Origin of the sequence: Micromonospora zamorensis (assembly GCF_900090275.1) — a bacterium.
Classification (GTDB): Bacteria; Actinomycetota; Actinomycetes; order Mycobacteriales; family Micromonosporaceae; genus Micromonospora; species Micromonospora zamorensis.
Genome location: NZ_LT607755.1, coordinates 4,225,591 through 4,249,161 on the forward strand (window position 1 = coordinate 4,225,591; position 23,571 = coordinate 4,249,161).

The following is a 23,571-nucleotide window of genomic DNA, read 5'->3' on the forward strand; positions in this document are numbered from 1 at the left end:
CCCGGCCCGGCGCACGCTAGCAGTGTCCGGAATTTCACTCAAGCGATGCAGTCCAGCGGCTTGCTGGCATATGGGCGGAACCGTTCACCCGTACCGCAGCCGCCGCCCGGGCAGCCACCACCGCCGCTCGTACGATCAGTACCGGATGGTAGAGGTCCTTGTCATGCCACAGTGGACTCTCAATGGCCTCGTCTTGCATTGTGGACAGACGGTGAGCAGCGGCGACCGTTGCGTCACGAGTCGTGGATGACGGCGGCACTGCCAGCAACACCAGCAGGCCGTAGGCGGTCTCCTCCGCCGTGCCCTGCCATCGTCCCCACGAACCGTCGGCCCGCTGATTCTCGAGCACCCACGAGACGGCCCGCCGCAGCGTCGCGTCGGCCGACGGACCGCCGTACTCCCGCAGTGCGAGCACCACGCAGTAGGTGGCGTAGTAGGGCGAGGCGTGCCAACGGTCCGTCCATCGACCGTCGGCGTGTTGGTGGTCGATCAGCCAGCCGGTGAGCCGGCGCAGCACCGGTGCCGCGGCCGGGTCGTCGCCGCCGAGGCATCGCCCGAACGCCTCCAACACGTGCGCGTTCGTGGTCACCGACGCGCCGTCCTCGCCCTGCCAGGTGCCGAAGTGCTCCCCGGTGTCGAACCGCCGCAGGCACGTCGGATCGGTCGGGTGACCCAGGAGGGCCAGCGTGTAGAGCGTCACCGCCGTCGTGTCGGCGTCGGTGGGCAGCCCCGGCCCGGTGGCCGCGCCGTCCGGCCCAAGGGCGTCGCGCAGCCCGGTAACCAGTTGCGCCGGCGCGGTCGGGAGCACACCCGCCCGCGCCAGGGTGCTCAGCACCCACGACCGTTCGAACACGGTGATCGGTGTGGCACACGGAACCGCTCCGCCGTGCTCGCCGAGCGCCCGGGTCAGGTAGTCCAGCGCGGCGGATTGAGTACCGTCGGGGTCACCGAGCCACGCGGCGGTGGCGGCCGGAGAGGCTCCGACCGGGCCGGCGGCGGTGGCGGTGACACCTGCCGCTTGCCGGGCGGCCGGCCCGAGGATCTCCAGCGCGTGCAGCAGCTTCGGCGGAATCGGCCGACCGGATCCGACCAGCAGGCGTACCCGGTCGAGTCGCTGCCGATCCATGCCCGCGGGCATCGGCGGCGGGCCGACGCCTCGCCAGTGGGCCAACCACGTCGGCGGATCGGCGAGGTGGTCGGCGATCCGGTCGACCATTGCCGGGACGATCAGGTCGGCGGCCGGCAGGTCCGGCACGGGACAGGTCGAGGGGCCGGCCAGCCGGTCGAACAGCAGGCGTAGCGCCCTGTCGATCGCGTCGTGCACCGCCGCCGGGGACCAGCCCACCGGCTCGTCGTTCAGCGAGGCCGCGAGCAGCCCCTCCACGGCGCTCAGGGTGGGTACCAGGGCGTACCCTTCCGGCCCGCCCCAACCTCCGTCCGGGCGCTGCCCGGCGAGCAGGTACTGGATCCGGTCGGCGTGTCGGGGCAGCCAGGGTGCCAGGGAGACCAGACGGGCGGTCTCGTACGGCGACGCGGATGTGCGACCGGACGGGTGCCGGCTCAGCTCGGCCATCAGCTCGTCGACGGCGCGCGTCGACCCGGAATCCTTCGCCCCGCCGGGGTCCCGGGTCAGTGCCTCGGTGCTCACGACACACCCCAGAAGTCGGTGCTCCGGTAGAAGCCTGTGGTGTAGCCGAGCTGTCGGGTCAGGTATGCCGCCTCCCTCGGGGAGTCGGCCCGCAACTCGCCGAGCAGGTCGGTCGCCTCCGTGACCAGGCGCGCCAACTCCTGCTCCACCACTGCCCGGTCCTCCACCAGCATGATCGCGTTCAGGTCGTCCCAGCGGAGGTCCCGCTCGTAGGTGCTCAGGTCGTTGACCAGTCGAAGAGCGCGTTGCACCGCGTCACTGGCGAGGACCAGCCGGTCGAGCCCCGCCTCCGTGTCGGCCCCGCCGGTGCGAATCCAGTGCACGACGTTCACGACGGTGCAGGCCAGGTTGTCCGCGTTGTTCAGGTACTCGGTGAGGGTGGGCCGCGCCTGGAGGTTGTCCCGCATCGCCGTCTTCCACTGCCACTCCTGCCGCATCGCGTGCAGGGTCCGCCGGGCCGCCGCCCGCCACACGCCGCCCAGTTCGGCGAAGGCCGGCTCGGCGGCCAGGTCGGCGAGAAGATCGGCGAGGAGGCGACCCAGGGGGTCGTCCGTCGTCGCAGCCGCGCCGTCCGCGACGAGAAGCTGCTGGCGAACCAGTCGGTCAAGCGCGACGGCAGAGGTGGCCAGCCGGTCCACCTGCCAGTCCAGCGCGAACCCCCAGAGCACCGCCCGGTTGGTCAGACGCAGCTCGGCTGCCTCGCACCAGGGCGCGCTGAACGCGATGGCCAACGCGATGCTGCTGGTCAGCGCGCCATCGAAGGGCCCCTCGGCGAAGAGGTCCGGATGGGCGGCCAGGCACCGTTGCAGGTCACGTTGGCCCTGAGCGGCCAGGGCACAGACGCGCCCGTGCTCGGCGGCCTGCTGCAGTGCGTCCTCGACCACTTGTCGTTGTGCCACCCGCTAGGCCAGGGCCGGTTGCCGATGGGGGGTGAGCAGCAGCGGCACCCGTTCCCCTGGTCGGAGCGTCGCGGCGAGCCGCGGCGATGGCAGTCCGGGCGTGCAGAGCCGGAACCGGAAGCGGCTGAGCAGCGTCGCCATGATCAGTGGCGCCTCGACCTGGAAGAAGTACTGGCCGATGCACTGGTGGGCGCCGCCCCCGAACGGATAGTAGGCGTACCGGTGGGCGCGCCGGGGGGCGTCGGGGGCGAAGCGCTCCGGGTCGAAGACCGTCGGCCGATCCCAGAAGCGTGCCAGCCGATGGGTCACGTACGGACTCAGGATGATCGTGTCACCGGCCCTGACCCGGGTGCCGCCGATGAGGTCGTCGGCGATCGCGGTCCGCGGCACCAGCCAGCCGGATGGGTAGGCGCGGACGAGTTCGTCCAGCACCATCCGGGTGTAGCGCAGCTCGCCAAGCTGTTCGCGGCTGATCACGTCCCCGGGGCCGACCACACGATCAATCTCCGCGTAGAGCCGCGCGGCGACGTCGGGCAGTTGCTCCAGCAGCGGGAAGATCCAGGTGAGCGCCGTGTAGGTGGTCTCGGTGGCGGTCACGAAGATCGACACCAGGTCGTCGCGTACCCGCTGGTCGTCGACCTTGTGGCCGTGCGCGTCACGGCCCCGGGCCAGCGACGCGACGAAGTCGTCGCCTCCGTCGTCGCGGGATCGCTCGGCACGGACCAACGGCAGGATAATGCTGTCGATGTTCCGGACCGCCCGACGCAGTGCGCGGTCGCCGGGCATCGGCACGGCGTCCGGCAGGAACGGGATGAGCAGCCGGAAGCGCAGTGCGGTCGCCACGGTGTTCTGTTCCGCGACGATCCGCACACCGTCGGCGACGGGGATCTTGTCGCCGAAGAAGACCCGGATGACGGCCTGGCAGATGATCCTCGAGATCTCGCTGGCCGCGTCGACCGGTTCGCCGTTTCGCGCCGGGACGTTCAACTCGTCGACCGCATCGCTGATCGCCCGGCTCAGACCGTCCACCACCGAGTCGATCCGCTTCGCGGTGAAGTGCGGCTGGAGCCGTCGGCGACTCGCCTCCCAGTCCGGGCCTTCGGCGAGGATGCCGTCACCGGCGATCTTCTTGACCGACTTCCACAACATGCCGTCGCCGGCCCGCGTGTAGTTGGCGGCGTTGTCGCGCAGCACGTGCTGGACGTGTGCGGGCTCGACGACCAGGTACGGCCGGATAGTGCCCAGGTTGAGTTTGACGACCTGCCCGGGCGACGCGTCGGCAAGCCCGACCAACGTGCCCAGTGGGTCCCGGAGCAGCTTGGGAAAGGTGCGTCGCAGGGTGGCGACGTGCGGCTGGCGGTACGCGGGGGCGGTCGACTCAGCCATCTTTCACCTGCACGGATCCGTCCTTTCCGGCGACACAGCGGGTTGCGCTCCGTGCTGCCTTGTTGATGGCGCGTGACCATCCGGGCGAGCATCCCATTCATGAAACTGCTTTGCCATGGGACAGATCTGGAGTATTTCTCGCGTTGAGGGGACGACGGCCGTGCCGGATCCGGGCCGCGTGGCCGACTCAAAAGATTGCGCAGGTGAAGCCCCACGTCGGGCGGCATGGGGGCCGACCTGGGGATGGGCGTGAAAAAGGCCACATTGACATGTTGCTGCCAGTATGGGCGGACTCACCGATCGTGGTCTGACCCCACTATCGGCACACGAAGCCAGGCGCGTCGTGGGGCGCTGTGCCAGGCTCAGGAGCATGGACGACAAGACCATCCTGAACCGGATCTCCGAACTGGTCGACGAGGAACACAAGCTGCGCGCGGACGCCCAGGCCCACGAGGCGGGCACCGAGGGCGAGGCCAGCGAGCGACTGCGCGCCCTAGAGGAATCCCTCGACCAGTGCTGGGACCTGCTGCGCCGTCGGCGGGCCGCCCGGGAGACCCACGGCGACCCGGACGCACAGGGCGAACGCCCCAAGCCCGAGGTGGAGCGCTACCTGCAATGACCGACGCGGCGGGTCGGGCGGGCCGACCGCCCGACCCGCTCTGATCAGCGGATGCCCGCCTCACGCAGCAACTCCCCGGTCAACGTGCCCGGGTCGACCTGCTCGGCGGGCAGACCCCGGGCCGCGAACCAGGTGCCGACCACCCGCACATCGCGGGCCAGGAACTCCGGCCCCTGCGGGTTCGCCACCACGTCGACCACCTGCGGCAGGTCGATAACGACCAGCCGCCCCTGGTGCACGAGCAGGTTGTACGGCGACAGGTCGCCGTGCGCGTAACCGGCCCGGGCCAGCACCCGCAGCGCCTCCACCATCTGGGCCCACAGGTCGCGCAGCTCGGTCGGGCCGGGTCGCAGCTGGGCCAGCCGGGGCGCCGCCTCCCCCGACTCGGCGTCGCCGACGAACTCCAACATCAGCTCGGTGCCCCGCAGCTGCACCGGGTACGGCACGGCGATCCGGTCGTGCCCGGCACCGATCTCCCAGAGCCGGGCCAGGGCGTCGAACTCGGCCGCGGCCCACTGCCCGGCGATCATCTGTCGGCCGAACGCCGTCCGGCCGGCCATCGCCCGGTTCTCCCGGGACCGGCGCACACGACGGCCCTCCAGATAGCCGGCGTCCCGGTGGAACAGCCGGTGCTCGGGGTCGCGGTAGCGTTTGACCGCCAGCAGGCAGGACCGGTCGGTGTCGGGCACCGCGCGGCGCACCAGGTGGACGTCCGCCTCCTTGCCGGTCTTGAGCACGCCCAGCTCGGTGTCCCGGGCGGCCAGCTCGGTGACCAGCCATTCCGGGTGCGGCTCGGGCCCGTGCACGGCGTCGTCCCAGGACGACCAGCGCTCGCCGGTGTCCGGGTCAGGCTCGGTGTCGGGGTCCGCGGGCGGCTCGGTGGGCCGCCCGCGCTTCAGAAACTGTGATTCGTCGTCGTCAAAGCGGCTCTTGCCGCGGCTCCGGCGCTCAAGCGCCGGAAGGTCGTAATCGCGCACTGTGGTGAGGTTCCCTTGGTCGAGGCTGAGATAGGCAGCTGGAAGCGACCTGCGAAGACGGCCATGACCGACCTCCTCTCCACGACCGGGCCCACGCCCGGGATGCACGATGCGCTGACAATGCTCGCGGCCCCACGGCAGCCGGTCAACCGAATTACCGAGCCGCTGTCACGCGGTCGGATCAAGATCCACGCAACATCCCTGATGGTGCTGCCTTGTGGCGCGCGGAGGCAGCACCATCAGGGAAACTGTGCGGATCTTGGCGCGACGCAAGGCGGCGCAGACGGCGTGACGCGGCGCGCGGCGCGGGCGTCAGCGGGCCAGGACTGTGGCGACCGCGGCGATCAACCCGTCCACCGTGTGGCTCGGCGCGAACCGGCCGTCGGTCCAGGTGCGCCCCCGGTGCAGCCAGACGCTGGGCAGCCCGACGGCGGCGGCACCGCCGATGTCCGCCTCCGGGCTGTCGCCGACCACCCAGGCGCCCCGCAGCGGCATCCGGACCCGCTGGGCGGCGAGCGCGAAGATCCGCGGGTTGGGCTTGCTGACGCCGGCTTCCTCGGAGATCACCCAGTCCGCGACGTACTGGTCCAGGCCGGTCCGGCGAATCTTGGCGTCCTCGACGCGTACCGTGCCGTTGCAGACCACCACCGGCACCCAACCGGCGTCGTCGGCGATCCGCAGCGCGCAGGCGGTCAGCGGGTCGAGCCGGGTCTGCGCCACCACCCCGTCGTGCAGCTCCTCCACCAGGTCGATCGAGGGGATGCGCAGCTCGTAGCGGTCCCGGATGGCGTCGGCGAGATCCCAGCGGTCGGTCAGACCGTCGGCGTCGATCGAGAGCAGCCAGTCGATGTCGGTGTGGGGCGCGCCGATGCCGTCCAGGAAGCGCTCACCCCAGCGGCGGAACGGCCCGGCCCGATCCAGCAGGGTGTTGTCCAGGTCCAGCAGGAGCAGTGGCACTCGGGCACCCTACGGGACCGACGTGTTCGCCAACAGGTCCGGCGGGTATCCACCTGACGACGGGTTCAGCCGGACATCGACACCCGGGTGCCGCCCTGGTTCGGCAGGCGATCGGCGAGCATCGAATGGGCCGCCCGAGTGGCCGCGAGCACGGCGGGATCCAGGGTCGCCACCAGCACCTCCGTGCCGTCGTCGGCGCCCCGGGCCAGCACCCGGCCCTGCGGGTCGTAGATCGCCGCGCCGCCGTTGAACCGCCACGGGTCGACGCCGCCGACCGCGTTGGCGAAGACCACGAACATCGTGTTGTCCAGGGCTCGGGCGGCGTAGTAGAGGTCCCGGCGGTGCTCGGAGCCGGCCAGGTATCCGCTGGGGCACAGGTAGCCGTGCGCGCCGTCGAGGGCGGCGGCCCGGCCGTGTTCCGGGAAACAGCCGTCGTAGCAGATGCCCAGCCCGAGCCGCCAGTCGTCGACGAGCAGCGTGGCACCCCGGTCGCCCGCGCTGAACAGCTCGCGTTCGTCGCCCCAGAGCTGCTGCTTGTCGTACCCGACCCGCACCGCGCCGGCCCGGTCGATGACCAGCGCGGCAATGGTCCGCCGGCCGTCCGGGTGTCGGGCGGCGGCGCCGACCAGCGCGGTGACGCCGGCCTCGCGCGCCGCGGCGCGCAGCGGGTCGAGCCGGGGATCCGCGACCGCACCGGCCGGGTCGGCCGCGACGTCCGTGCCGACCGGATCGGCGGCAAGGCTCGGCGGGTGGTACGCGCAGAGGAACAGCTCCGGCAGGACGGCCACCCGGGCGCCCTGGTCACCGGCTCGGCGGACCAGGTCGGCGGCGGTGACCGCGTTGCCGGCGACGTCACCCGGCGTCGGGGTGGCCTGAACGGTGGCCACGGTCAGCGGGGCGGTGGGCACGGTGTGCGGCGGGGTCACCAGGCGAGGGTAGTCGGCGATATCCCAAGCCGTACGTACGGTTTGCATGCCCTGGGTTGACCTGCGACGATCGACGCGTGCCCAGAGTAAGCCAGGACCAGCTCGACGCGCGTCGGCGGGAGATCCTCGCCGCTGCCCGGGCGTGTTTCGCCCGGCTCGGCTACGAGGGGGCGACCGTACGCCGCCTCGAGGAGGCCACCGGCCTGTCCCGCGGCGCCATCTTCCACCACTTCCGGGACAAGGACTCGCTCTTCCTGGCCGTCGCCGAGGACGACGCCGCGGCGATGGTCGAGACGGTGGCCCGCAACGGCCTGGTGCAGGTGATGCGCGACCTGCTCGCCCGCGCCGTCTCGCCGGACACCACCGGTTGGCTGGGCAGCCAACTGGAGGTCTCCCGCCGCCTGCGCACGGACCCGGCGTTCGCCCGTCGATGGGCCGAGCGGTCCGCCGCTATCGCCGAGGCGACCCGGGACCGGCTGGCCCGCCAACGCGACGCCGGGGTGCTGCGCGAAGACGTCCCCATCGACGTGCTGGCCCAGTTCCTGGAGCTGGCCTACGACGGCCTCGTGCTGCACCTGGCCATGGGCCGACCGGCCGGTGACCTGGGCCCGGTGCTCGATCTGGTCGAGGAGGCGGTCCGCCGCCACTGACCGCCCGTACACCCGACTGCCGACCGTGGCGAGGCTGCTCCACAATGGGGCCGCGCATCCCTCCGGTGACAGGAGCAGTCGATGATCGTCCACGCCGTGTCCGGCGACACCTGGGGCATCTCCGGCCCGACCTTCCTCCGGTACTACCTGTTGGCAGCCGCTCTGGTGGTGGCCGTCGCGGTGTACCACCGGGTCCGTCTGGCGGCCGCGTCGACCGCTGCCATGACCGCCGATCCACTCGGGCCGCAGCAGGTCGCGTACCTCAACGGTGGACCCCGACTCGCCGTACACGCCGCGTTGGGTGGACTGCGCGGCAGCGGCGCGATCGGCGTGCGGCCGGACCGTCGACTGACCACCAGCGGGGTCGCGCCGACCGGGCTCACCCCACTGGACCAGGCCATCCACTGGGCCGCCCATCAGCACGCCCGGGTCGGGGACCTGCCGCAGGACGAGCGCGTACGTGTCGCGCTGCACCAGATCCGCAACGGCCTGGAGCAGCGGGGTCTGCTGACCGACGACGCGCAACGCGCCCGCGCCCGCTTCTGGACCACGATCCTGATCGCCCTGCTGGGCCTCGGCGTGCTCCGGTTGGTCTCCGGCCTGTTCAGCGGTCGCCCGGTCGGTTACCTGCTGCTGACCCTTGTTGCGCTCCTGATCGTCACCTTGGTGCTGCGCCGGGCGCCCGTGCTCACCCGGGCCGGTCGGTCCACGCTGCGCGGTGTACGCCGCGAGCACACCCACCTCGCTCCGGCCTCCACGCCGTCCTACGCCACCTACGGAGCTGCCGGCGCGGCGATGGGCGTGGCTCTGTACGGCACCGCCTCACTCTGGGCGCTCGACCCCGGCTTCGCCGAGCAGGCCGAGATCCAGCGCCAGGCCGCCTCCGGCAGCGGCTGGACGGGCGGCTCCGACGGATCGTCCGGAGGCGACAGCTCCGGTGGAGACGGCGGCAGCTCCTGCGGCGGTGGTGGCGGCTGCGGCGGTGGCGGGGGGTGCGGCGGATGACCGGCCCGTCCGGAGTCGGCATCGGCTGGCGTCCGGAGATCGCTGGCTTCGTGGCCGAGCTCCCCGGCCTGCGCTTCGTGGAGGTGGTGGCCGAGGGGGTGCCCTCGTCCGGGCCGCTCCCGCCGGGTCTTGCGCAGCTGCGGGAGCGCGGCGTGACTGTCGTACCCCATGGGGTGCGGCTCTCCCTCGGCGGCGCCGAGCCGGTCGATCCGGCCCGCGTCGCCCACCTGGCCGCTGTGGCGCAGCAGGTCGACGCCCCGCTGGTCAGCGAGCACATCGCGTTCGTCCGAGCCGGCGGCCTGGAGGCCGGGCATCTGCTCCCGTTGCCGCGCAGCCGGGAGGCGGTCGACGCCGTCTGCGCCAACGTGGCGCGGGCGCAGGCCGAACTGCCGGTGCCGATCGCGCTGGAACCGATCGCCGCGTTGGTCGAGTGGCCCGACGACGAGCTGGACGAGGCGGACTTCCTCACCGAGATCCTCGACCGGACCGGCGCACTGTTGCTGCTGGACGTGGCGAACGTGCACGCCAACGCCCGCAACCGGGGCACCGACCCGCTCGCGTTGCTGGACCGTCTGCCGCTGGAGCGGGTCGCGTACGTCCACGTGGCCGGCGGCGCCGAGCACGGCGGTTTCTACCACGACACCCACACCGATCCGGTGCCAGCGGCGGTGCTGGAGCTGGTCGGCGCGCTCTGCGCTCGACAGCGTCCGCCGGCGCTGCTGCTGGAACGGGACGGCCACTATCCACCGGCAGCCGAGCTGCGCGCCGAACTGGACGCCCTGGCCGCCGCCGCGGGCTTCCCGGCCGTGACATGACCGGGCCGCGCGACGACAGCGGCAGGCGGTCGTCCGGCGATGTCGGCGGGCTCGCCCAGCGACAGGCGGAACTGGTCGCGACGTTGGTCGCCGGAGGGCCGCCGCCGCCAGGCTTCGCACCGGCCCAACTGGCCGCCACCCGGGCGGCCCTGGGACGCAAACGTGCCGGCGAGGTGGCCCGACACTGGCCACTGCTCGCCGCCGGCCTCGGCGCCACCTGGTCGACGACCTTCGCAGGCTGGGCAGCCGGGCGACCAACCGCCGGGTCGTTGCGCGACGGTTGGGACCTGGCCCGTGCGATGCGCGAACAGGGTGCGCTGCCCCCGGCCGCCGCCGAGGAACTGGCCGTCCGGGAGGCGCGCCTGCGCTACGACGGGCTCGGGGCGCCACGTCCGCGCCGGATGCCGGCCGTGGGCCGCGCCGGCGGCGCCGTGGCGGTGCAGATCGCCGGTCGGGTACGTCTGCTGCGCCCCGCCTCGCGTCCACCCGCAGTTGGTGGCGACGGTGTGTCGGATGCGGCAGGATCGACCTTATGGATCTAGGCCTGACCGACCACGTGTACGTCCTCACCGGCGCCTCTCGCGGCCTGGGCTTCGCAACCGCGCAGTGCCTGGTCGCCGACGGGGCACGGGTGGTCCTCTCGGCACGGGACCCGGACGCCGTGGCCGCCGCCGCGCAGCAGCTCGGCGGTCCCGAGCATGCCGTCGGGCTGACCGCCGACCTAGCCGACCCGGAGACCCCGGAGCAGCTCGTCGCCGCCGCCCGGGAGCACTTCGGCCGTATCGACGGCGCGCTGATCTCGGTCGGCGGGCCACCGGCGGGCAACGCCGCCGCGATCAGCGACGAGCAGTGGCGGCAGTCCTTCGAGACCGTCTTCCTGGGCACGATCCGCGCGGTGCGTACGGTTGCCGCCGCGCTGCCCGAGGGCGGTGCGATCGGGCTGGTGCTCTCCACCTCGGCCCGGGGCCCGGTGCCCGGCCTCGGCATCTCCAACGGTCTGCGGCCCGGCCTGGTCGGGGCGGCGAAGGACATCGCCGACGACTACGGCCCGCGTGGCGTACGAGTGGTCGGGCTGCTGCCGGGCCGGATCCTGACCGACCGCAACCGGGAGCTCTTCGCCGCGACCGGCGACCCGGAACGCGCCCGCACCGAGGCGGAAGCCGCCATCCCGCTGCGTCGCCTCGGCGATCCCGCCGAGTTCGGCCGGGTGGCCGCGTTCGTGCTCTCCCCCGCCGCGAGCTACCTCACCGGGATCACCCTCCCGGTCGACGGCGGCGCGTTGCGCGGGCTGTGACCCCCGCCGGGGGCCGACCTGGCCGTGCCGTGACGCCGCCCGAGCGGGCCCAGCCCGACCACCCGGCCGTTGATCGACTCGGCCTTCAGGAAACCGGGCGGTCGAGGCGGCCAGGACACCCCGACTTCCAGGAACCCGAGTCGATCAACGTGCGGCACACCGGACGGCCGCCGGAACCCGGGGACCTGGCCGAGCGTCACCCGACGGCGACGCCCGACACGGCCCAGCCGACCCAGGCAGAGCTGGCGATGCCCGGGACAGCCCAGCCGACCCGGGCGGAGCTGGCGGCGGCCCGGACGACTCGTCCGACCCGGGCGGAGCTGGCGGCGGCCGCTGACCGGACCATCCCCGACGTCCTCGCGCCGGGGTTGGCGGTGCTCTTCGTCGGCATCAACCCCGGCCTCTGGTCGGCCGCAACCGGCTGGCACTTCGCCAGACCCGGCAACCGGTTCTGGCCCGCGCTGCACCGAGGCGGGTTCACCCCCCGGCTGCTGCACCCCAGCGAACAGGACGAGCTGCCCGCACTCGGGCTCGGCATCACCAACATGGCCGCCCGGGCCAGCGCCCGCGCGGACGAGCTGAGCAGCGAGGAACTCCTCGACGGTGCCGCGGTCCTGACCGACAAGGTGGGCCGCTACCAGCCGCGTTGGGTGGCGGTGGTGGGGGTGACCGCGTACCGGATCGGTTTTCAACGGCCGAAAGCCACCTTCGGGCCGCAGCCGGAGTCACTGGCCGGCGCCCGGCTGTGGGTGCTGCCCAACCCGAGCGGCCTGAACGCGCACTTCACCCCGGTCACGCTGGGTGTGGCGTTCGCCGAGCTGCGAGTGGCGACCGGCCTGCCCGAACGGCGCTGACCGCGACGGACCTCGGCCCGGTGCCCGCGGGACGTCAGTTGGCCGCGGCGGGCGGCAGCACCTCGTCGGCGCGGTAGGTGCCCAGCGGCATGACCACCGGCTCGGGCCCGGTCGCGTCGACGAACGGGGTGGGCGAGTCGGCGACCGCGAACTGGGTGCGGTACAGCTCGGCGTAGAGCCCGCCGACCGCTACCAACTCGTCGTGCCGCCCCCGCTCGACGATCCGGCCGCCGTCGAGGACGAGGATCTGGTCGGCGTCGCGCACGGTGGAGAGCCGGTGTGCGATCACGAGGGCGGTCCGCCCGGTCAACGCCACCGACAACGCCCGTTGCACCGCCGCCTCGCTCTCCGAGTCCAGGTGGGCGGTCGCCTCGTCGAGGATCACGATCGACGGCGCCTTGAGCAGCAGCCGGGCAATCGCGATGCGCTGCTTCTCGCCGCCGGAGAACCGGTAGCCGCGTTCCCCGACGGTGGTGTCCAGCCCGTCGGGCAGCGCCCGGACCAGGTCGGCCACCTGCGCGCCGGCCAGTGCGGCCCAGATCTCGTCGTCGGTGGCGTCGGGCTTGGCGTAACGCAGGTTCTCGGCGATCGTCTCGTGGAACAGGTGCGAATCCTGGGTGACGACACCGATCTCGTCCCGCAGGGAGGCGAGCGTCGCGTCGCGTACGTCCACCCCACCGACCAGCACCTGGCCGTCGGTGACGTCGTAGATCCGGGAGATCAGCATCGACAGGGTCGACTTGCCGGCGCCGGACGGGCCGACCAGCGCGACCATCTGCCCTGGCTCCACGCTGAACGAGACTCCCTTGAGCACCGGCTCGTTGACCGTCCGGTCCAGTGTGGCGACCTCCTCGAGGGAGGCGAGGGAGACCTCGGCGGCGCTCGGGTAGCGGAACCGCACGTCGCGGAAGTCGACCCGGCCGGTGCCCCGGGGCACCGGCACCGCGTCGGGCTTCTCCACGATGCCCGGCTTGAGGTCGAGCACCTCGAAGACCCGGTCGAAGGAGACCAGGGCGCTCATCACGTCGACCCGCACGTTGGACAGCGCGGTGAGCGGGCCGTACAGGCGGGTGAGCAGCAACGCGAGCGTCACGACGGTGCCCGCGCTGACGCCGCCGGTCACCGCCAGCCAGCCACCGAGACCGTAGGTGAGCGCCTGCGCCAGCGAGGCGACGAGCAGCATCGCCACGAAGAACGTGCGGGAGTACATCGCGGACTGGATGCCGATGTCGCGGACCCGCTCGGCCCGGCCGGCGAACCGCCCGGCCTCGATCTCGGGCTGACCGAAGAGCTTCACCAGCAGCGCGCCGGCCACCCCGAACCGCTCGGTCATGGTCGCGTTCATCTTGGCGTCGAGGTTGTACGCCTCGCGGGTGATGTCGGCCAGCCGTCGACCGACCCGTCGGGCCGGAATGATGAAGATGGGCAGCAGCACCAGTGACAGCGCGGTGATCTGCCAGGAGAGGGTGAACATCACCGCTGCGGTGAGCACCAGTTGGATGACGTTGCTGACCACACCGGACAGGGTGGAGGTGAACGCCCGCTGGGCGCCGAGCACGTCGTTGTTGAGCCTGCTGACCAGGGCGCCGGTCTGGGTACGGGTGAAGAACTGCAACGGCATCCGCTGCACGTGGTCGTAGACCCGGGTGCGGAGGTTGAAGATGATGCCCTCGCCGATGCGCGCCGAATACCACCGCTGGGCCAGGGAGAGCAGCGCGTCGGCGACCGCCAGCGCGGCGATGAACAGGGCCAGCCGCACCACGAGCCGGCCGGCCTCGGTGCCACCCCGGTTGATCGCGTTGATCACGTCACCGGCCAGCACCGGGGTGGCGACGCCGATGATGGCGGCCAGCACCACGGTGGCCAGGAAGACGATGATGTCGCGCCGGTAGGGCTGGGCGAAGGCGACGATGCGTCGGGCCACCCCATGCTTCAGGCGGTGGGTGGAGACCTCGTCCCGGTTGCGCATCGACCGGAGCATGCTCCACCCGGCCATGCCACCTCCGGACATCGGGTTGGACATCGCTCACCTCCGGGTCGTCGGGCAGACCGCGCCGTCAGGTCAATTCTCCCGACGACTGTGACAACCTCGGTCGTAACCCGGATCTTCCCGTGCGGTCCTTACCTATTCTCCCCGGCCGGCCAGGTCGCGCAGCCGACGGGTCTGCGCCTCGCGCTCGGCGCGCTGCTGGTCGGCGTGCGACCGACCGGCCGCACCGGCGAGCAACGCCTTGATCTCCACCACCGCGTCGCGGGCCCCGGAGAGCAGGCCAGCGGTCAGGTCCTGGACCGCGCCGTCCAGCTCGGCTGGTGGCACCACCAGAGTGGCCAGCCCGATCCGGTCCGCCTCGGCGGCGTCCAACCGGCGGCCGGTGGCGCAGATCTCCAGCGCCCGCGCGTAACCGACCAGCTCGACGAGCCGTTTGGTGCCGGCCAGGTCGGGCACCAGGCCGAGGGTCACCTCGGCCATCGACAGTTTCGCGTCGGCGGCGAGGACACGCAGGTCACAGGCGAGGGCGAGCTGGAAGCCCGCACCGATCGCGTGACCCTGCACGGCCGCCACGGAGATGACGTCCGGCCGGTGCAGCCAGGTGAAGCCGCCCTGGAACTCCGCGATGCGCTCGGCGCACTCCTGCTCGGGCAGCGTGGCCAGCTCCGCGAACGAGCCCGGGCCGGACGCGCCAGCCACCGCGAGGTCGAGGCCGGCGGAGAACGCACGCCCCTCGCCCCGGACCACCACCACCCGCACGTCGCCGGGCAGGTCGCGGGAGAAGTCGCTCATCGCCTGCCACATGGCCGGCGTCTGAGCATTGAGCACGTCGGGCCGGCACAACGTCACCGTGGCGACCGGCCCGTCGCAAGTCAGCCGGACCCCGGTCGCCTCGGCGGTCACCGGACGGCCCGGGGAGCGGCGCTGCTGGACGACGCTGAGTGGCGGGTCACGCCTTCTTGCGGCGCCGGGCACCACCGCGCTGACGCAGCTGCACCCCGGACTCGGTGAGTACTCGGTGGATGAACCCGTAGGAACGGCCGGTCGAGGCCGCCAACGCGCGGATGCTCTCCCCCGAGGTGTACCGCTTTACCAGGTCCTTGGCGAGCGTCTGACGCTCGGCTCCGACGATCCGGCGACCCTTCTCAGTGCTGGTGGCTGTGCCAGTGGCTGCCATGCTGTGTCCTCACGTCCCAGACTGTGCGGTTCGGATACGGTCCCACCTATTAGACCGCCTCGAACGATCATGCGCCAGATATCAACTCTTCGCCAACCGACACGCTATGCAATGTCAGCTTCCCGATAGAGTGATCCTGGCGATCGGCCCCCGCGCTGCCTCCGGGCGTACCACCGTGGCACGGTGACGCCTGCCGACGACCCGTAGCCTTCGGTCGTGATCGACCTGTTGAGCACCGCGGGCGGAGCAGCAGTGGTCTTCGCCGCGACCGACATCGACGACATCGTCATCCTGACCCTGTTCTTCGTCGCGGCGCGCACCACCGGTCGACCCCACCCTTGGCAGATTGTCGCTGGTCAATACCTTGGAATCGGCGCGCTCGCGCTGGCCAGCGCGGTGGTCGCGGCGGGGCTGCTGGTCGTGCCGGACCCGTGGACGGGGCTGCTCGGCCTGCTGCCGATCGCGCTGGGCGTACGCGCGCTGCGCGCCTCTGACGACGACGTCACCCCCGCGGTCGTCACCGGAACGCTCGGTGTGGCCGGGGTGACGATCGCGAACGGCGCCGACAACGTGGCCGTCTACGTACCCGTCTTCCGGGCCCTCGGCGCGGCCGACAGCGCGGTGTTCCTCCTGGTCTTCGTGCTGCTCATCGCGCTGTGGTGTGCCGCCGGCGCCTGGCTGGGCGGGCACCCCCGGGTGGTCCGGCTGGTCGAACGCGCCGGCCACTGGCTGGTGCCGACCATCTTCATCGGCATCGGCGTGCTGATCCTGGTCAGCTCCGGTGTGCTCGGCCGGCTGGTCGACCTGCTCGGCTGAGGACGGCCCGGTCGACCGCCCGCAGGACGCGACGGCCGGGCCGGCGGCAGGCCGGGCCGGTCAGGCCAGCTCGACCAGTTCGAGCAGGTCGTCGCTCCAGGCGTCCTCGTCGCCGTCGGGCAGCAGGATCGCGCGGTCCGGCTTGAGCGCGAGCACCGCGCCCGGGTCGTGGGTGACCAGGACGATCGCACCCGGGTAGTTGGCGATCGCGTCGAGCACCTGCTCCCGGCTGACCGGGTCGAGGTTGTTCGTCGGCTCGTCGAGCAGCAGCACGTTGGCGCCGGAACAGACCAGGGTGGACAGCGCCAGCCGGGTCTTCTCGCCACCGGACAGCACCCCGGCCGGCTTGTTCACGTCGTCACCGGAGAAGAGGAACGCACCGAGGATCTTGCGCAGGTCGGTGTCGGACTGCTCGACGGCGGCGGCGCGCATGTTCTCCAGGACCGTCCGCTCCACGTCCAGCGTCTCGTGCTCCTGGGCGTAGTAGCCCAGCCGCAGGCCGTGACCCGCGTGCACCTCGCCGGTGTCCGGGCTGAGCAGACCGCCGAGCATCCGCAGCAGGGTCGTCTTGCCGGCGCCGTTGAGCCCCAGGATGGCCACCCGGGAGCCGCGGTCGACCGCGACGTTGACGTCGGTGAAGATCTCCAGCGAGCCGTACGACTTGGACAGGCCGGTCGCGGTGAGCGGGGTCTTGCCGCACGGCGCGGGGCTGGGGAAGCGCACCTTGGCCACCCGGTCGGAGACCCGCACCTCCTCCAGGCCGGAGATCAGCTTCTCGGCACGGCGGGCCATGTTCTGCGCGGCCACGGTCTTGGTGGCCTTCGCCCGCATCTTGTCGGCCTGCGCCATCAACGCGCCGGCCTTCTTCTCCGCGTTGGCCCGCTCCCGGCGTCGGCGCCGCTCGTCGGTCTCGCGTGCCTCCAGGTACGCCTTCCAGCCCAGGTTGTACACGTCGATGACCGACCGGGTGGCGTCGAGGAACCACACCTTGTTGACCACCGACTCCAGCAGGGCGCCGTCGTGGGAGATCACGATCAGGCCGCCCTTGTGGTTGGCGAGGAAGCCGCGCAGCCAGGTGATCGAGTCGGCGTCGAGGTGGTTCGTCGGCTCGTCGAGCAGCAGGATGCCGCCGCCGTTCTCGCCGGCGTCGCGGAACAGGATCCGAGCCAGCTCGATGCGGCGGCGCTGACCACCGGAGAGGGTGCCGATGGTCTGCGCGAGTGCCCGGTCCGGCAGGCCGAGGTTGGCGCAGATCCGGGCGGCTTCGGCCTCGGCCGCGTACCCACCCAGGGCGGCGAACTGGTCCTCCAGCGCGCCGTAGCGACGGACCAACTTGTCGCTGGCGTCCTCGGCGAGGCGGGCCTCGACCTCCTGCATCTGCGACATCAGGACGTCCAGGCCGCGTGCGGAGAGCACCCGGTCGCGACCGGTCGCCTCCAGATCGCCGGTGCGCGGGTCCTGCGGGAGGTAGCCGATGGCGCTGCGCTGGTCGATCTGGCCGCCGTACGGCTGACCCTCGCCGGCGAGCACCTTCAGCGTGGTGGTCTTGCCGGCGCCGTTGCGACCGACCAGGCCGATCCGGTCACCGGGCTGTACGCGCAGCGTGGTGTCGGACAGCAGGATCCGGGAACCGGCACGCAGTTCCAGGCCGGTGGCAGTGATCATGTTTTCGGGCTCGCTCTCGGGGTCTGGAAGGCTGACTCGGGGCACGCGAAACCGCCGGCGGGCTCAAGGGGCCCGACGGCGCGGGGCGGTTCAGCCTTCGCAGCGCAGCACCTGACAAGTGTACCGGGCGCCGCTGGAGGGCCCGCCCGGATTACCGATCAAGATCATCGGGTACCGGAAGCGCTGTCCGGACCCCGTCCGGCATTTACAGGACAGAACGACATTCAGACGACATTCACCGGCATACGGCGATCGGGGTCAGCATGGAACTCAACGAGCGGGCCGAGCTCGACACCTCCCAGGTCAACGACCGGGGTCGGGGCGGTGGAGGGGGCGGCGGCCTCGGCATTCCACTTCCCGGCGGCGGTGGTCGCGGCGGGCTCATCGGCATCGTGGTGGCTGTGCTGGTCGCACTGCTCGGCGGCGGGTTCGGCCTGAACGCGATGACCAACGGCGACGAGGGCGGGCAGGCCGGCGGCACCGACCTGGAGCAGCTGTGCTCGCGCGACAACCCCCAGCGCTTCGACGACCTGCGCTGCCGCAACCTGGCCTACGTCAACAGCATCCAGGGCTACTGGCAGGAGGCGTACCCGGAGTTGGGCAAGGGGAAGTACGAGCCGACCGACACCAACTACTTCCAGGCCGCCGTGAACACCGGCTGCGGTCAGGCCGACTCGGGCGTCGGCCCGTTCTACTGCCCCGCCGACCGGCAGGTCTACATCGACCTGGCCTTCTACGAGGAGTTGGCCTCCCGGTTCGGCGCCAAGGGCGAGTTCGCCCAGCCCTACGTGCTCGCCCACGAGTACGGCCACCACGTCCAGAACCTGCTCGGCACCAACGAGAAGGCCGGCCAGGGCGACCAGAGCGGCCCCCGCTCCGCGTCCGTGCGGCTGGAGTTGCAGGCCGACTGCTACGCCGGCGCCTGGGCCAAGCACGCCACCGAGACCAAGGACAAGACCGGCCAGGAACCGCTGTTCAAGTCGATCACCCCGGGCGACATCACCGAGGCACTGAAGGCCGCCGAGGCGATCGGCGACGACAGCATCCAGGAACGCTCCGGCGGGCAGGTCAACCCGGACTCGTTCACCCACGGCACCTCGCAGCAGCGGCAGCGCTGGTTCCAGCAGGGCCACGACAGCGGCGACCCGAAGACCTGCGACACCTTCGGCACCGACCAGCTCTGACACTGGCACCGGTCGCCGTTCGCGTCGATCATGGAGTTGTGGTGCCCGATATGGGCGGACGAGCGACCTTCGTCCACCACCACAACTCCATGATCGACGCGCGGAGGGCGCGGCGCGGGGCTGGGTCAGTTCAGCCTCGAGACCTGGTAGTGCGCGATGAGCCAGTCGTCGTCGATCCGCCGCAGCAGCACGCCCAGGTGCACCGTCAGCGCCGGACGGTCGGTGAAGCCGAACTCCACCTCCAGGTAGCCGAGGACCAGGTCGTCGGCGAGACGCCGGGTCTCCCGGATCTCATAGGCGGCGGTCAGGCCGAGCGGCTGGGCGGCGTAGTACGCGGCAACCCCGGCACGGCCGACGGCGTACGGGTGCAGCCCCTGAAAGATCGCGTCTTCGGTGAAGTACGACGCGACCCGGTCCGGTTCGTGGGCGTCGACCGCCGACTTCCACCGGTCGAGGACGGTACGCAGGATCTGCGCGTCGGACATGATGCTCTCCCTGAGGTGTTGCGGCCACGGGTTACCGGGGCGATGCGCCCATCCTCGGACCGTCGGCACATCAGCAGACCAGGAACGCCGGTTTCCCTCCGTCGAGCGCCGAGGTCAGTCGGGTGCCGGGTCGCGCAACCTGATCCGCACCGCACGAGCCGCGGCGACCACTGCCACGAGCACCGCGTGCCGAGGCTCCGGCACGTCGAGCAACCGCTCGGCCCGCAGCGGCACGAGCGGAGCCAACCGCCGATCGGCCAGCACCGTGTCCACCGCTTTCCGGTCGCCGCCGCAGACCATCGCCGTCAGCGCCGCCGCCTCCGGCAACAGCAGGCGTACGGCCAGGTCCGCCGCATCACCCAGCGCCGCCTTGGCCTGGTTGTCGCGACGCCGGGCGAACCGGTGCTGGGACCATCCCCCAGCCGCGGTGCGCCCCTGCACGTAGCGGGTGTCCACCTTGGAGACGACAAGGTCGGCGCCCTCGGCCACGCCGACGGCCACCGCGCCCTTGCGGGCCAGCAGCAGGCCGATCCGGCGGGGCGTCACGGCGGCGGCCACGAACCCGGGAACGTCACCGCTGACCGGCGCGCCGGGTGGGGCGTACAGCTCGGCGGTGGCCCCGTCCGCGGCGGTGAGCAGCAGGCCGTACTCCCGCTCGGTCGTGGTGTACGGGCCGTGCCGGTCGGCGAAGCCCTCGACCCAGCGCCCGACGCGGGCCGGGTCGACCTCCACCCACCGACCTCCCCCGGCTGCGGGTCGACTGGTCACCGCCCGACCGTACGGCACGACAACGCGGATCGGGCGGTCGGGCGCGGCGCTCAGCCCGGCAGCAGCGCGACCACCGCCAGCGCGGCGATGAGCGCGCTGGAGACCAGCCCGGTAATCAGCCGCCCGCGCGGCCCGGTCAGGGCCCGCCCGACCATCGTGCCGCCGCCCGCGACGAGCAGCTGCCAGCTCGCCGACGCCAGGAACACACCGGCCACGAACAGCGCCGCCGCGCCCGGGTCCGCGTCGGCGGTGTCCCGCCGACCGAGCACCAGCGCGCTGAAGTAGAGCACCGTCATCGGGTTCAGCAGGGTCAACCCGAGCAGCGCCGCGTAGGCCCGCCCGGGCGTGCTCAGACCCCGCCCGACGGGTGCCGTCGGCGTCCGCCGCGAGCGGTGGGTGGACCAGGTCCGCCACAGACCGTGCGCGGCGAGACCGAGCAGGACGACGGCGGCGACCACCCGCAACGGCCCGGCGACCGGCGCGATGATGCCGGCCAGGCTGGCACCCCCGAGCGTTGCGGCCGCCGCGTAGAGCCCGTCGGCCGTCGCCACCGCGAGCGCTGCGGCCGCACCGACCCGAAACGAGGTACGCGCACTCAGGCCCAGAATCAGGATCGCGATCGCGCCGACGGGGATGGCGACGCCGTAGCCGGCCACCAGACCGGCCAGGAACGCCCCGTTCACGGACGTCGGTGTCGGGTCGAGGCCCGTCCCCGGGCCGGCCGCTGTCGACGCACGGCGGTGGCCGCACGGACAGGGACCTGCATCGTGTACGCCTCAATCACACGCGCATCCTGCGCGCCGAACCCACGCCCGCGCCACCAGATTTCCCGCGGCCCGCGGCCGGCGCACTCCGCCCTGCCGCCCCACGTCCCCGCGCCGTGCACCCCGCACCCCGAGCCGTTCCGGCGCTGTCCCAAGCCCTCCTCGCGGGGGCTGCGACCAAGATTCGTGCAACTTCGGGGATGTTGCTGCCTCCGAGACGCCGGAGGCAGCAACATCGCTGATGTTGCGCGGATCTTGCCGGGTGGACGGGTGCGGCGGCGCGCGCGGCACGGGGGGCGGAACGCGTCGAGCGCGACGCCCCTGGGGGCATCGCGCTCGACGGGCAGAGCCGACCGGAGTCGGCTCAGACGTTGAAGCCGAGGGAACGGAGCTGGTCCCGACCCTCGTCAGTGATCTTGTCGGGGCCCCACGGCGGGAGCCACACCCAGTTGATTCGGATGTCGTTGACCAGGCCGCCGCCCGGGCCGGTGGTCAGCGCCTGCCGGGTCTGGTCCTCGATCACGTCGGTCAACGGGCAGGCCGCCGAGGTGAGCGTCATGTCCAGGGTGGCGACGTTTTCGTCGTCGACGTGCACGCCGTATACCAGACCCAGGTCGACGACGTTGATCCCGAGTTCCGGGTCGACGACGTCCTTCATGGCCTCTTCGATGTCGGCGATCATGGCCTTGCTGACGCCGGCCGTCGGTGCGTCGCCGGCCTCCGGCGTCGCGGTGGCGTCGGTCGTCACGGAGTCGACCTGCGACGCCGCGACGGCGTCACCGGCCTCCGGCGTCGCTTCGGTAGCCGTGTTCTCGCTCATGCCGTCCCTCCGCTTCGCTCCGTGACGCCGACAGGCGCCACGGTGCTGCAACAATGATTGGCTCGCTGACGCTCGATCACGCCTTCACCTCCGGGCTCGCGCCCACACCCGCGCGTGCCGCGGCGTCCTTGAACGCCATCCACGGCAGCAGTGCGCACTTGACCCGGGCGGGATAACGGGCCACACCCGCGAAGGCCACCCCGTCACCCAGCACGTCCTCGTCCGGCGTGACCTGACCACGTCCGGACATCAACTCCACGAACGCCTCGTGCACCTCGAATGCTTCCCGGGCACCCCGACCGCGCAGCAACTCGTGCAGGACGCTCGCCGAGGCCTGGCTGATCGAGCAGCCCATGCCGTCGTACGAGATGTCGTGCAGCACAGTGCCGTCGGTGGCCACCCGGACGGTGACCTCGTCGCCGCAGGTCGGGTTGACGTGGTGCGCCTCCTCGACCCGGTCGCCCGAGTCTTCGGCGTCGCGCAGACCGCGCCCGTGTGGGCGCTTGTAGTGGTCCAGGATGATCTCCTGGTAGAGCTGGTCGAGCTGCATCAGTCGAACACCTTCCGCACCTGCTCCAGACCGGCCACCAGAGCGTCGATCTCCTCGGTGGTGGTGTAGAGGTAGAACGAGGCCCGGGTCATGGCCGGGACGCCGAACCGGCTGCACACCGGCTTGGCACAGTGGTGACCCACCCGCACCTGCACGCCGAGCGAGTCGAGCACCTGACCCACGTCGTGCGGGTGCACGTCGCCGAGCGCGAACGAGATGGTGCCGCCCCGGCCAACCGGCACGGTCGGGCCGAAGATCCGAAGGTCCGGCACCGAGCCGAAGGCGTCCAGCGCGTACGCCGTCAGCTCCTTCTCGTGCCACTGGATGGCCCGCATCCCGACACCGGTCAGGTAGTCGACGGCAGCGCCGAGCGCGACCGCCTCGGCGATCGGCGGGGTGCCGGCCTCGAACCGGGCCGGCGGGGCGGCGAACGTCGATCGGGCCATGGTGACCGTCTCGATCATCGAGCCGCCGCCGAAGACCGGTGGCATGGCCGCGAGCAGCTCACCCCGGCCCCAGAGCACCCCGATGCCGGTCGGGCCGCACATCTTGTGGCCGGTGAACACGATGTAGTCGGCGTCCAGGTCGACCACGTCGATGGGCAGGTGCGGCACCGACTGCGAGCAGTCCAGCAACAGCAGCGCGCCCACCTCGCGGACCCGCGCGGTGATGCGGGAGGTCGCGTTGACAGTGCCGAGGATGTTCGACACGTGCACCAGCGAGACGATCTTCGTCCGTTCGGTGACCAGGTCCTCCAGGCCCGACTCGTCCAGTCGGCCCTGGTCGGTGACGGGGAACCAGCGCAGGGTCGCGCCGGTCCGTTCGCAGAGCAACTGCCACGGGACGATGTTCGAGTGGTGCTCCATCTCGGAGATCACCACCTCGTCGCCGGGGCCCAGGCGGAACCGCGGGTCCGCGTCCGGGCGCAGCGAGGCGTTCGAGAAGGCGTACGCCACGATGTTGATCGCCTCGGTGGAGTTCTTGGTGAAGACCACCTCGTCGACGCTGGGCGCGTTGATGAACGCGGCGATCTTCGCCCGCGCCCCCTCGTACGCCTCGGTGGCCTCGGTGCCCAGGGTGTGCACCGACCGCGAGACGTTGGCGTTGTGCCGCGCGTAGTGCTCGTCGAGAACGTCGAGCACCTGGCGGGGTTTGTGCGAGGTGTTGGCGCTGTCGAGGTAGACCAGCGGGTGCCCGTTGACCTCGCGATCCAGGATCGGGAAGTCGGCGCGTACCCGGGCCACGTCGAAACGCGGCACGTCGTCGTACTGCGGCATCCCCTCGGGGATCGCGATGCTGGTCATCTCGGCAGCGCCTCTCCC

The 23,571-nt window shown here is 71.9% G+C and carries 25 protein-coding genes; 9 read left to right on the plus strand and 16 right to left on the minus strand.

Features of this window, described 5'->3' with window-relative positions; translation table 11 throughout:
• Positions 1–34 precede the first annotated feature (34 nt).
• Genes GA0070619_RS18475 through GA0070619_RS18485 form a run of 3 tightly spaced genes read right to left on the minus strand, consistent with a single transcriptional unit; the run spans position 35 to position 3,933 of the window.
• Positions 35–1,648 (minus strand): prenyltransferase/squalene oxidase repeat-containing protein, encoded by a 1,614-nt coding sequence (locus GA0070619_RS18475; protein WP_088949215.1) that lies wholly within the window; start codon positions 1,646–1,648, stop codon positions 35–37.
• Positions 1,645–2,547, minus strand: coding sequence for a terpene synthase family protein (locus GA0070619_RS18480; RefSeq protein ID WP_231927097.1), 903 nt, complete (start codon positions 2,545–2,547; stop codon positions 1,645–1,647). Before GA0070619_RS18480 ends, GA0070619_RS18475 begins: the two co-directional genes overlap by 4 nt.
• Positions 2,548–2,550: 3 nt before the next feature.
• Positions 2,551–3,933, minus strand: a complete 1,383-nt coding sequence (locus GA0070619_RS18485) for a cytochrome P450 (protein WP_088949217.1) — start codon at positions 3,931–3,933, stop codon at positions 2,551–2,553.
• Positions 3,934–4,303: 370 nt separating this feature from the next.
• On the opposite strand from GA0070619_RS18485, the gene GA0070619_RS18490 reads away from it, so the two are divergent.
• Complete coding sequence (locus GA0070619_RS18490; RefSeq protein ID WP_088949218.1) at positions 4,304–4,552, plus strand: DUF2630 family protein; 249 nt, start codon at positions 4,304–4,306, stop codon at positions 4,550–4,552.
• A gap of 44 nt (positions 4,553–4,596) precedes the next feature.
• On the opposite strand, the gene GA0070619_RS18495 is transcribed toward GA0070619_RS18490, so the two are convergent.
• The 3 genes from GA0070619_RS18495 to GA0070619_RS18505 all read right to left on the minus strand — a co-directional run bounded on the left by GA0070619_RS18495 (position 4,597) and on the right by GA0070619_RS18505 (position 7,412).
• Positions 4,597–5,529: a serine protein kinase RIO gene (locus tag GA0070619_RS18495; protein ID WP_088949219.1), complete on the minus strand. Its 933-nt coding sequence runs from the start codon at positions 5,527–5,529 to the stop codon at positions 4,597–4,599.
• 312 nt (positions 5,530–5,841) lie between these two features.
• The gene (locus tag GA0070619_RS18500) at positions 5,842–6,486 is read right to left on the minus strand and encodes an HAD family hydrolase (protein WP_088949220.1); all 645 of its coding nucleotides are present in this window, start codon (positions 6,484–6,486) and stop codon (positions 5,842–5,844) included.
• Between the two features lie 65 nt (positions 6,487–6,551).
• Entirely contained in the window at positions 6,552–7,412 is an 861-nt protein-coding gene (locus GA0070619_RS18505) for a carbon-nitrogen hydrolase family protein (protein ID WP_231927098.1), read from the minus strand.
• 77 nt (positions 7,413–7,489) lie between these two features.
• On the opposite strand from GA0070619_RS18505, the gene GA0070619_RS18510 reads away from it, so the two are divergent.
• From GA0070619_RS18510 to mug, 6 genes are all read left to right on the plus strand, one after another.
• A complete protein-coding gene (locus GA0070619_RS18510; protein WP_088949222.1) occupies positions 7,490–8,062 on the plus strand; it encodes a TetR/AcrR family transcriptional regulator in 573 nt (190 codons plus the stop codon).
• Between the two features lie 81 nt (positions 8,063–8,143).
• Positions 8,144–9,067, plus strand: a complete 924-nt coding sequence (locus GA0070619_RS18515; RefSeq protein ID WP_088949223.1) for a TIGR04222 domain-containing membrane protein — start codon at positions 8,144–8,146, stop codon at positions 9,065–9,067.
• Positions 9,064–9,882, plus strand: coding sequence for an MbnB/TglH/ChrH family RiPP precursor modification enzyme (locus tag GA0070619_RS18520; RefSeq protein ID WP_088951895.1), 819 nt, complete (start codon positions 9,064–9,066; stop codon positions 9,880–9,882). The genes GA0070619_RS18515 and GA0070619_RS18520 overlap by 4 nt, the downstream gene beginning before the upstream one ends.
• Entirely contained in the window at positions 9,879–10,424 is a 546-nt protein-coding gene (locus tag GA0070619_RS18525; protein WP_088949224.1) for a hypothetical protein, read from the plus strand. Before GA0070619_RS18520 ends, GA0070619_RS18525 begins: the two co-directional genes overlap by 4 nt.
• Positions 10,415–11,176 carry an SDR family oxidoreductase gene (locus GA0070619_RS18530; RefSeq protein ID WP_088949225.1) on the plus strand — a complete coding sequence of 254 codons (762 nt, stop codon included), beginning with the start codon at positions 10,415–10,417 and terminating at the stop codon, positions 11,174–11,176. Before GA0070619_RS18525 ends, GA0070619_RS18530 begins: the two co-directional genes overlap by 10 nt.
• A gap of 248 nt (positions 11,177–11,424) precedes the next feature.
• Complete coding sequence (gene mug, locus GA0070619_RS18535) at positions 11,425–12,030, plus strand: G/U mismatch-specific DNA glycosylase (protein ID WP_088951896.1); 606 nt, start codon at positions 11,425–11,427, stop codon at positions 12,028–12,030.
• 34 nt (positions 12,031–12,064) lie between these two features.
• Here the strand turns inward: mug and GA0070619_RS18540 are convergent, their stop codons facing one another.
• The 3 genes from GA0070619_RS18540 to GA0070619_RS18550 all read right to left on the minus strand — a co-directional run bounded on the left by GA0070619_RS18540 (position 12,065) and on the right by GA0070619_RS18550 (position 15,197).
• Positions 12,065–14,041, minus strand: coding sequence for an ABC transporter ATP-binding protein (locus tag GA0070619_RS18540; RefSeq protein ID WP_172862217.1), 1,977 nt, complete (start codon positions 14,039–14,041; stop codon positions 12,065–12,067).
• Between the two features lie 114 nt (positions 14,042–14,155).
• Positions 14,156–14,923, minus strand: a complete 768-nt coding sequence (locus GA0070619_RS18545) for an enoyl-CoA hydratase/isomerase family protein (protein WP_088949227.1) — start codon at positions 14,921–14,923, stop codon at positions 14,156–14,158.
• A gap of 46 nt (positions 14,924–14,969) precedes the next feature.
• Complete coding sequence (locus tag GA0070619_RS18550; protein WP_007462679.1) at positions 14,970–15,197, minus strand: helix-turn-helix domain-containing protein; 228 nt, start codon at positions 15,195–15,197, stop codon at positions 14,970–14,972.
• Between the two features lie 216 nt (positions 15,198–15,413).
• Here GA0070619_RS18550 and GA0070619_RS18555 point away from each other — a divergent pair, with 216 nt between their 5' ends.
• Positions 15,414–16,013 (plus strand): cadmium resistance transporter, encoded by a 600-nt coding sequence (locus GA0070619_RS18555; RefSeq protein WP_172862069.1) that lies wholly within the window; start codon positions 15,414–15,416, stop codon positions 16,011–16,013.
• Between the two features lie 60 nt (positions 16,014–16,073).
• Here GA0070619_RS18555 and GA0070619_RS18560 read toward each other — a convergent pair whose 3' ends face one another.
• On the minus strand, positions 16,074–17,678 hold the full coding sequence (locus GA0070619_RS18560; RefSeq protein WP_088949228.1) for an ABC-F family ATP-binding cassette domain-containing protein: 1,605 nt from the start codon (positions 17,676–17,678) through the stop codon (positions 16,074–16,076).
• Positions 17,679–17,941: 263 nt separating this feature from the next.
• Here GA0070619_RS18560 and ypfJ point away from each other — a divergent pair, with 263 nt between their 5' ends.
• Positions 17,942–18,862, plus strand: a complete 921-nt coding sequence (ypfJ, locus tag GA0070619_RS18565) for a KPN_02809 family neutral zinc metallopeptidase (RefSeq protein ID WP_088949229.1) — start codon at positions 17,942–17,944, stop codon at positions 18,860–18,862.
• A gap of 125 nt (positions 18,863–18,987) precedes the next feature.
• Here the strand turns inward: ypfJ and GA0070619_RS18570 are convergent, their stop codons facing one another.
• The 6 genes from GA0070619_RS18570 to GA0070619_RS18595 all read right to left on the minus strand — a co-directional run bounded on the left by GA0070619_RS18570 (position 18,988) and on the right by GA0070619_RS18595 (position 23,553).
• Positions 18,988–19,347 (minus strand): YybH family protein, encoded by a 360-nt coding sequence (locus GA0070619_RS18570; RefSeq protein WP_088949230.1) that lies wholly within the window; start codon positions 19,345–19,347, stop codon positions 18,988–18,990.
• Between the two features lie 114 nt (positions 19,348–19,461).
• On the minus strand, positions 19,462–20,115 hold the full coding sequence (locus tag GA0070619_RS18575; RefSeq protein WP_088951898.1) for an acVLRF1 family peptidyl-tRNA hydrolase: 654 nt from the start codon (positions 20,113–20,115) through the stop codon (positions 19,462–19,464).
• A 50-nt stretch (positions 20,116–20,165) separates the two neighbouring features.
• The gene (locus tag GA0070619_RS18580; RefSeq protein ID WP_088949231.1) at positions 20,166–20,798 is read right to left on the minus strand and encodes a LysE family transporter; all 633 of its coding nucleotides are present in this window, start codon (positions 20,796–20,798) and stop codon (positions 20,166–20,168) included.
• A gap of 445 nt (positions 20,799–21,243) precedes the next feature.
• Positions 21,244–21,699 (minus strand): metal-sulfur cluster assembly factor, encoded by a 456-nt coding sequence (locus GA0070619_RS18585; RefSeq protein ID WP_088949232.1) that lies wholly within the window; start codon positions 21,697–21,699, stop codon positions 21,244–21,246.
• A 76-nt stretch (positions 21,700–21,775) separates the two neighbouring features.
• Positions 21,776–22,249 carry a Fe-S cluster assembly sulfur transfer protein SufU gene (sufU, locus tag GA0070619_RS18590; RefSeq protein WP_088949233.1) on the minus strand — a complete coding sequence of 158 codons (474 nt, stop codon included), beginning with the start codon at positions 22,247–22,249 and terminating at the stop codon, positions 21,776–21,778.
• On the minus strand, positions 22,249–23,553 hold the full coding sequence (locus GA0070619_RS18595; RefSeq protein WP_088949234.1) for a cysteine desulfurase: 1,305 nt from the start codon (positions 23,551–23,553) through the stop codon (positions 22,249–22,251). Before GA0070619_RS18595 ends, sufU begins: the two co-directional genes overlap by 1 nt.
• Between the last annotated feature and the right edge of the window lie 18 nt (positions 23,554–23,571).

Bases quoted from the DNA above. Each gene is read 5' to 3' on its own strand.
- GA0070619_RS18485 (WP_088949217.1), bottom strand. From the start codon at position 3,933: ATGGCTGAGTCGACCGCCCCCGCGTACCGCCAGCCGCACGTCGCCACC.
- GA0070619_RS18490 (WP_088949218.1), top strand. From the start codon at position 4,304: ATGGACGACAAGACCATCCTGAACCGGATCTCCGAACTGGTCGACGAG.
- GA0070619_RS18515 (WP_088949223.1), top strand. From the start codon at position 8,144: ATGATCGTCCACGCCGTGTCCGGCGACACCTGGGGCATCTCCGGCCCG.
- GA0070619_RS18520 (WP_088951895.1), top strand. From the start codon at position 9,064: ATGACCGGCCCGTCCGGAGTCGGCATCGGCTGGCGTCCGGAGATCGCT.
- GA0070619_RS18525 (WP_088949224.1), top strand. From the start codon at position 9,879: ATGACCGGGCCGCGCGACGACAGCGGCAGGCGGTCGTCCGGCGATGTC.
- GA0070619_RS18530 (WP_088949225.1), top strand. From the start codon at position 10,415: ATGGATCTAGGCCTGACCGACCACGTGTACGTCCTCACCGGCGCCTCT.
- mug (WP_088951896.1), top strand. From the start codon at position 11,425: ATGCCCGGGACAGCCCAGCCGACCCGGGCGGAGCTGGCGGCGGCCCGG.
- GA0070619_RS18540 (WP_172862217.1), bottom strand. From the start codon at position 14,041: ATGTCCGGAGGTGGCATGGCCGGGTGGAGCATGCTCCGGTCGATGCGC.
- GA0070619_RS18550 (WP_007462679.1), bottom strand. From the start codon at position 15,197: ATGGCAGCCACTGGCACAGCCACCAGCACTGAGAAGGGTCGCCGGATC.
- GA0070619_RS18560 (WP_088949228.1), bottom strand. From the start codon at position 17,678: ATGATCACTGCCACCGGCCTGGAACTGCGTGCCGGTTCCCGGATCCTG.
- ypfJ (WP_088949229.1), top strand. From the start codon at position 17,942: ATGGAACTCAACGAGCGGGCCGAGCTCGACACCTCCCAGGTCAACGAC.
- GA0070619_RS18570 (WP_088949230.1), bottom strand. From the start codon at position 19,347: ATGTCCGACGCGCAGATCCTGCGTACCGTCCTCGACCGGTGGAAGTCG.
- GA0070619_RS18585 (WP_088949232.1), bottom strand. From the start codon at position 21,699: ATGAGCGAGAACACGGCTACCGAAGCGACGCCGGAGGCCGGTGACGCC.
- sufU (WP_088949233.1), bottom strand. From the start codon at position 22,249: ATGCAGCTCGACCAGCTCTACCAGGAGATCATCCTGGACCACTACAAG.
- GA0070619_RS18595 (WP_088949234.1), bottom strand. From the start codon at position 23,553: ATGACCAGCATCGCGATCCCCGAGGGGATGCCGCAGTACGACGACGTG.